Below are 6,495 nucleotides of genomic sequence, written 5' to 3'. Positions count from 1 at the left end.
CTCGTACTGGACGTACTCGGGTCTGTGCCTGGTGCGGTGAGAGTGCGTGCATGGCGTCGCAGGGCAGACGGGAATTTGACGACAGGGCCTAGGACAGGCCCTAGGCATCCCGTTCAGTTCAGCAGCCACCGGGCCGGTACGGCGAGACGTCCGTGCCGCGCCCCCTCGCCCTGCTCTGCGCGCCGTCCGGCGCCCCCACACCAAAAGGTCTGCATCCCGTGCCTCTCCATGCCCCCATACGCCCGCTGCGTCGCCTGCGCGGCTCCGTCGTCGCGGCTGCCTGCGCCGCGCTGCTCGGCACCGCCGGCTCCCTTCCCGCCGCCCACGCGGCCGACCGGCACCCTCTCGTGGGATCCCGGCCCACATATGCGACGCGGACCGCCGACACGGGCCCCGTCCCCGCCGGTAGTCACGTCAGCGCGCGTGTCTACCTCAACTCCCGTGACCCGCAAGGGCTCGCGGCGTTCCTGCGCGACATCGGCGACCCCCGCAGCCCGCACTACCGGCACTACCTCACCCCGGCGGAATACCAACGGCACTTCGGCCCGACGGACCGTCAGGTCCGGACCCTCACGGCATGGCTGGGCGGGTCCGGATTCACCGTCACCGGCCGAACCTCCCACTACCTGAGGATCGAAGGGCCCGCCCGCGCCGTCCAGCAGGCCTTCGGCACGAGCCTGCACGGCTATCGCACCGGCCGCGGCACGAGCGACGCCCCCGCCGGTGACCTGAGTGTGCCCGCCTCCCTCGGCGCCACCGTGCTCGGCGTGTCCGGCCTGTCCACCCCCGGAGCGGCCCGCCCCCTGTCGACCCCCGCGCCGGCTCTCGACGTACCCGCCGACGACGCCGTCTGCTCCGGTCACTTCGGGGAGAAGCCCGCCACGCGTCTGCCCAAGGCGTACGGCAGGACCGCCACGTACGCGCCGTGCCCCTACACCCCCGCCCAGCTCCGCCACGCCTACGGCGCGGGCGTCAAGGGTGCCACCGGGCGCGGCTCCACCATCGCCGTCGTGGACGCCTACGGATCGCCCGACATGCTCACCGACGCCGACCGCTACGCCCGTGCCACCGGCGATCACGCCTTCCGGCCGGGCCAGTACCGCCGGCACGTCACTCCCGGCGACTGGCACATCGACGACGCGTGCGCGTCCCCGCGTACCTGGGCCGGCGAACAGGCCCTCGACATCGACCTCGCCCACGGCCTCGCCCCGGACGCGAACGTCCTCTACGTCGGTGCGAACTCCTGCCTCGACAACGACCTGATGGACGCCGAGTCGTACATCATCGACGGCCGCCGGGCGGACGTCATCTCCAACTCCTGGGCCGAGATCATCCACTCCAGTCCCGGGCACCTCACCCCCACCCTCGTAGCCGCCTGGAACCTGCTGTTCGAGCAGGCCGCCGCCGAGGGAATCGGCGTCTACTTCGCCGCGGGGGACTGCGGCGACTCCTCGCCCGAGGCCGCCCAGACCGGCGTCAACTGCGATCCGAAGACCATCCGGGCCCAGGCCGACTTCCCCAGCGGCTCCCCGTGGGTCACCTCGGTGGGCGGCACCACCCTCGCCCTCGACCGGCACGGCGACTACGCCTGGGAGACCAGCATGGGTGACGGGCTGTCCGTCCTCACCGACAAGGGCAGGGCATGGGGGCCCGTCCCCGGCGTCTTCGCCTTCGGCGGCGGAGGGGGTGCGAGCGACTTCCCGCAGCCCTGGTACCAGCGCGGCCGCGTCCCCGGCGGCACCGCACACCGCGCGACGCCCGACGTGGCGCTCGAAGGCGACGGGGCCCTGCCCGTCCTCGTCGGACTCACGGACGCCGGGGCCTACCACCTCGTCGGATTCGGCGGCACGTCGGCGGCCGCGCCCGCCTTCGCCGCCGTGCAGGCCGACGCGCAACAAGCCTCCGGGCACCGGCTCGGCTTCGCCAACCCGCTCCTGTACGCCCTTGCCCGGTCCCGCGCCCACGTCTTCCACGACGTCACGGACCAGCCCGCGAACGCCGGCGCGCAACCTCTCACCGTGGTACGCGACGAGGGCCCCGCCGTCGACACCTCCACGGGCGCACAGCGCTGTCTCCTCTACACCCTCGGCCACGACTTCGGACTCCACGCCCGCCGCGGCTACGACGACGCCACCGGTCTCGGCTCCCCCGACACCGGCTACCTGCGCTGGTTCCAGCACACCAAGGGCACACTGAAGTGACCGTCGACGCCTTCGTCGTGGGAGCGGGGCCCAACGGCCTCGCCGGCGCCGTCACGCTCGCCCAGGCGGGCCTTTCCGTGACCGTCCTGGAGGCCGCGGCCACCATCGGCGGCGGCACCCGCAGCGGCGAGGTCACGGTGCCCGGCCTGCTCCACGACCACTGCGCCGCGGTGCATCCCATGGCCGTCGCGTCGCCCTACCTGCGCACCCTCGGCCTGGACCGCCACGGACTGCGCTGGGAGTACGCCGAGACCGACCTCGCCCACCCCCTCGACGGCGGTCGGGCGGCCGTACTCCGGCGCGACCTGGACACGACCGTACGCGGCCTCGGCGCCGACGGCCCGGCTTGGCGTCGGCTGTTCGCGCCCCTGACCGCGCACTACGACGCCCTGAGCGAAGACCTCATGCGCCCCTTGGCAGCCCTGCCCCGTCACCCCGTCCTCACGGGCGGGTTCGGGCTGCTGGCGGCCCACCCGGCGCAGTGGACCCTGCGCCGATGGCGCGGGCAAGCGGCCCGGGCCCTGTTCGCGGGGGTCGCCGCCCATGCGCTGAGCCCGCTCACCGGCCCGGGCAGCTCCGCCATCGGACTCATGCTCACCGCCGCCGCGCACCGTCATGGCTGGCCCGTCGCCCGCGGGGGTTCGGGGGCCATCGCCCATGCGCTCGCCGCCCGTCTCGTCGAACTCGGCGGCACCATCGAAACGGGCACCCCCGTGCGTTCCCTGCGGGACCTTCCCCCCGCCGGCACGGTCCTGCTCGACCTGGCTCCCCGCGAGGCGGCGAGGGTGTGCGGTCCGCGTCTTCCCGCCCGCGTCCGACGCGCGTACACCCGCTACCGGCACGGGCCCGCCGCGTACAAGGTCGACCTGGCGGTGGAGGGAGGCGTCCCCTGGCGTGCCGAGGTGTGCCGCACGGCGGGCACCGTTCACCTCGGCGGAACCGCGGAGGAGATCGCGGAGGCCGAACAGGCGGTCTCCCGCGGGCGGATGCCCCGGCATCCCTTCGTACTGGTCGCCCAGCAGTACCTCGCCGACCCCGGGCGCTCGGCCGGAGACGTCCACCCCGTCTGGGCGTACGCACACGTCCCGCACGGTTACGACGGGGACGCGACGACCACCGTCCTGGAGCGCATCGAGCAATACGCCCCCGGACTGCGCGACCGCGTCATCGGCCTGACCGCCCGCTCCCCGGCCGCGCTGGAGGCGTACAACCCCAACTACGTCGGCGGGGACATCCTCAACGGCGCCAGCTCCCTCGCCTCTCTCGCGTTTCGCCCGCGCCTGGCCCCTGATCCGTACGCCACGGGAATCCCCGGCGTCTATCTCTGCTCGGCGGCGACGCCGCCGGGGGCGGGCGTGCACGGCATGTGCGGGCACAACGCCGCGAGATCGGCGCTACGAAAACTCGGACTGCCCGTGGCCGTCTGATCCGTGTGGACGAAGAGGCCGTGGGTTCGGATCCCGCCACCCCGACAGCTGTAACACCTGGTTTCCTTGGCGGTATTGGACGGCGGGGGGATGGCGAACATGGCCTGCGGGTTCGTCAACTATCGTCTGCGGCTGTAGACGTACGTTCGACAAGGAGAGCCGATCCGTTGAACCGAGCCTCGGCCGACAGATCTCGTACGGTGGCGATCGGTGCCGCCGGATCGCGGCCCTGCACGCTGGTCGTCTGCCGTGGGTGTTGTTGTGGCAATCCGCGGAAGTATCCCGACGACGATCACGCCTGGCAGCTGGAGCGGTTGCGGGCCGGGGCCGAGGCGTCCGGGGGGCGGTACGTGGTGCGGACCGTGGACTGTCTCGGGCCCTGCGACCAGGCCGATGTCGTGGTCGTACAGCCTTCGGGGGACGCGCGGCGCCGGGGTGCGCGGGCGACCTGGATCGGGTTCGCGATGGGGGACGACTGCACCGAGGAGCTGGTGAGTTGGGCGTCCGCCGGAGGGCCGGGGGTCGCCGAACCTCCGGTCGCGCTGGAGTTGCAGTTCGTCCGGCCGCCGCACGAGGCGCGGGCCCGTACGCGCCGCTGAGGCGGTGCCGGCCCGTCGGCCTCCCTCTGGAACCACACCTCCCGGTGCGGCACTCTTCTTCCTCGTGGGGACCCTTCCGTATCAAAGCCCGTCGACCGACACGACCGCGCACATGGTGGTGGCCGGGGACGACGCCCTGGCGCACCGGCTGGCCGCCGAACTGCGGGGTGTGTACGGCGAACGGGTGACCCTCGTCGTGCCGCCCACCCAGCGCAGTGTGCGGCCGCCGGTGGTCGGGCGGGCTCGGGGCTCGACGCTGTTCGACCGGATGTCCGCGGCGGTGAACCGGGCCGCGGGCAACGGGGAGGGACCGCAGGGGCCGCCCACCCGGACAGCCGAACCCGCCGGTTCCGAGCGGGTGTTGGAGGCCACCGAACTCACCGAGGCCGTACTCGCCGAGGCGGGCGTGGAACGGGCCGCCGCCCTCGCACTCGTCCATGACGACGACGAGACCAACATCCGGGCCGCGCTCACCGCGCGCCGCCTCAATCCGCGGCTGCGGCTCGTCATACGGCTCTACAACCGGCGCCTCGGACAGCACATCGAGGAACTCCTCGATCAGGCTTCGGCGTTGGCCATGGCCGTGACCGATGGCGAGGGAGACGGTGGCAGGGGGAGCGGGGGGCTCGGGTTCGACGCGTCCACCACCGTGTTGTCCGATGCCGACACCGCCGCGCCCGCGCTCGCCGCGACCGCCGTCGCCGGGACCAGCAAGGTCGTCCAGACCGATGGGCTGATGCTGCGGGCGGTGGAGCGGCCGCCGCCGGGGCCCGGCGAGGTCGCCGATCCCGGGCTGTGCACGCTCGCGCTGCTGTCCGCCACCACCAACGACCCCGCCGGGGCCGACGGTTCGGAAAGCAGCGGGTCGCACGGGCCTCGGCTGCTGCCCGACGAGCGGGCCGTGGCGGCGGCCACCGGGCGCGGGACCGTCGTCCTGGAGACGGTGTCGTACGCCGCGTCCGCGCCGTCCGCGGGGCGCAGTGTCGTGCCCTTCGGCTCGCTGCTGTCGCGGCGGCTGCGCTGGTCGTTCGCCGGGCTGGTGGGGTGTGTGGTCGGGCTGGCGGTCGCTTCGATGCTCGTCACCGGGGAGCCCCCGCTGCAGGCGACCTATCTGACGCTGCTCGATCTCTTCGCCATCAACAACCCCGCCATCGGGGAACCCATCGGACGGCAGATTCTTCAGCTCTTCTCCGGGCTCGTCGGGCTGTTGCTGCTGCCTGTGCTGCTCGCCGCCGTGCTGGAGGCGCTCGGTACCTTCCGCAGCGGGTCCGCGTTGCGCAAGCCGCCGCGGGGACTGTCCGGGCATGTGGTGCTGCTCGGGGTCGGAAAGATCGGGACGCGGGTGTTGACGCGCCTGCGTGAGCTGCACATTCCGGTGGTGTGTGTCGAGGCCGATCCGGAGGCGCGGGGGCTGGCGCTGGCGCGGCGGTTGCGGGTGCCGGTGGTGTTGGGCGACGTCACGCAGGAAGGTGTGCTGGAGGCCGCGAAGATTCATCGGGCGCATGCGCTGCTCGCGCTGACCAGCGCGGACACGACGAACCTGGAAGCCGCGTTGTACGCCCGTACCGTGCGGCCCGATCTGCGGGTCGTGCTGCGGTTGTACGACGACGACTTCGCCACCGCCGTGTACCGGACCCTGCGGGCCGCGCATCCGCAGGCGCTGACCCGCAGTCGTAGCGTGTCGCATCTGGCCGCGCCCGCGTTTGCCGGGGCCATGATGGGGCGGCAGATCCTCGGGGCGATTCCGGTGGAGCGGCGGGTGCTGCTGTTCGCGGCCATCGTGGTGGGTGGGCATCCGCAGCTGGAGGGGCGGACTGTGGGGGAGGCGTTTCGGGCGGGGGCGTGGCGGGTGCTTGCGTTGGATACGGCTGCGTCGGGGCGACGGCGGGGTGGTGAACCGGTGTCCGCCGTGGGGGGCGGTGGGGGCGAGCGCGGTGGTTCCGGGCTGGTCTGGGATCTTCCCTCCACGTATGTGCTTCGGGCGGAGGATCGGGTGGTGTTGGCTGCGACTCGGAGGGGGCTGGCGGAGTTGCTGGGGCGGCGGCGGCGGGAATCGGCGGGCACGTAGGTTTTTGGTCTCCGGGGGGGCGGGGGGTGTCTGGCTCTGGTGCGGGCAGTGGGGTGGGGGGATTTTCTTCGCCCACGCCGCCCCTGCCCGTCCCATCCCTGGCGGGGGGCCCCCCCCCCCCCCCCCCCGGGGGCCCCCCCCCCCCCCCCCGGGGGGGCCCCCCCCCCCCCCCCCGGGGGGGGGCCCCGCCCCCGGGGGGG

General features: G+C 73.6%; 4 protein-coding genes. All 4 read left to right on the top strand.

From position 1 onward, the window contains the following. Positions 1–218 precede the first annotated feature (218 nt). Positions 219–2,201 (top strand): S53 family peptidase, encoded by a 1,983-nt coding sequence (locus ABZ656_RS55495; protein WP_360280002.1) that lies wholly within the window; start codon positions 219–221, stop codon positions 2,199–2,201. Continuing rightward, on the top strand, positions 2,198–3,628 hold the full coding sequence (locus tag ABZ656_RS55490; protein ID WP_101399556.1) for an NAD(P)/FAD-dependent oxidoreductase: 1,431 nt from the start codon (positions 2,198–2,200) through the stop codon (positions 3,626–3,628). The genes ABZ656_RS55495 and ABZ656_RS55490 overlap by 4 nt, the downstream gene beginning before the upstream one ends. Before the next feature lie 167 nt (positions 3,629–3,795). Next, positions 3,796–4,227 (top strand): (2Fe-2S) ferredoxin domain-containing protein, encoded by a 432-nt coding sequence (locus tag ABZ656_RS55485; protein WP_360279999.1) that lies wholly within the window; start codon positions 3,796–3,798, stop codon positions 4,225–4,227. Positions 4,228–4,339: 112 nt separating this feature from the next. Beyond that, positions 4,340–6,295, top strand: coding sequence for an NAD-binding protein (locus ABZ656_RS55480; protein ID WP_360280005.1), 1,956 nt, complete (start codon positions 4,340–4,342; stop codon positions 6,293–6,295). Positions 6,296–6,495: the final 200 nt, after the last annotated feature.

The sequence above is a fragment of the Streptomyces sp. NPDC007095 genome (assembly GCF_040634475.1).
Lineage (GTDB): Bacteria > Actinomycetota > Actinomycetes > Streptomycetales > Streptomycetaceae > Streptomyces.
The sequence above is the reverse complement of the archived record's forward strand: the minus strand, read 5'-3'. Positions and strand labels throughout refer to the sequence as shown.

Coding starts and splice junctions, on each gene's coding strand:
- ABZ656_RS55480 (WP_360280005.1), top strand. CDS start 4,340: ATGGTGGTGGCCGGGGACGACGCCCTGGCGCACCGGCTGGCCGCCGAA.